We start from the raw sequence: 989 nt of genomic DNA, 5'->3' as shown, positions 1-989 counted from the left end.
AAGATTTGGCGGACTTGGTTAAAAGCACTAAACTTTGGGTTAAGCACCAAAACCCGTATTAATTATAGCCATTGTTGTGCAACGTAATTTTATGAGCACTTGTTGTTTTTCCTTCACTATCTTTTGCTTTACTTTCTTCTAAATAACCAAATTTTGAGAAATGAAATTCTGTGCTTTTTTCAATCTCTCCATTCTTAAAGTACATTACTATTTTCGACTTGATTTGTCGCTTGTTGTGATACTCAAATATTGTGATGGTTTTCATATCGAATATTTTTGAGTTGTAACTTCTGTATTTATTCTCAATCCGTTTTGGTTTATCGTATCGACCAATTTCAATTTTATAATTGGAAACTAATTCCTTTTCTATATTGTATTTTTTTATGCCAATTATTTTGTCCTTTTTATATTGATAAGAAACGGAATCTGTCTTTCCAGAATCATAACTGATAGATTTTACTATTCTATTATTTTCATAAAATATTGAATCCTGATTTGTGCCAAATTCATAAACATCAAAATCCGCAATTAATCGATGTTTTTTGTCGTAAAAGAATTTTGTTGTATCGATGGTTTTATTTTCTCCCCATTTCCAAATTTCAACAGTTTGTTTATTTTTTTTATTGTATTTAAAAATTGCAGTATCGCTTTTCACCGTCTTGTAACTATGTATTTCAATTTCGGTTAATTTATTGGGATATGTGGTTGTGATTTGTGCAATCGTATCTCCATTTCTGTCAAATTCATAATCGACTTTATGTCTGCCTTTTTTGTCAAAAATTTGAATTAATGAAGTATATGGTTTTCCACCAGTCGAGTCAATTAATCTTGTAGTTTCAAGATTATAATTTTTCAATTTTGGTTTGTCACGAGTCATATCCGTATCATAATATTCTTGCGAAAATGATAGGCTGGTCACAAAGATTAATAAGATGCTAAAAGTTTGTTTCATTATGTTGCACAACGTTATGTGTATGGTTAGTTGCGTG

1 protein-coding gene is annotated in these 989 nt (G+C 29.5%); it reads right to left on the bottom strand.

Going from position 1 to position 989, the window contains the following annotated elements; genetic code table 11:
• Positions 1-58: 58 nt before the first annotated feature.
• Positions 59-952: a hypothetical protein gene (locus B2U95_RS13545; RefSeq protein WP_296317090.1), complete on the bottom strand. Its 894-nt coding sequence runs from the start codon at positions 950-952 to the stop codon at positions 59-61.
• Positions 953-989: the final 37 nt, after the last annotated feature.

Source organism: Winogradskyella sp. UBA3174 (assembly GCF_002364335.1).
Taxonomy (GTDB): domain Bacteria; phylum Bacteroidota; class Bacteroidia; order Flavobacteriales; family Flavobacteriaceae; genus Winogradskyella.
The sequence above is the reverse complement of the archived record's forward strand: the minus strand, read 5'-3'. Positions and strand labels throughout refer to the sequence as shown.

Coding starts and splice junctions, on each gene's coding strand:
- B2U95_RS13545 (WP_296317090.1), bottom strand. CDS start 952: ATGAAACAAACTTTTAGCATCTTATTAATCTTTGTGACCAGCCTATCA.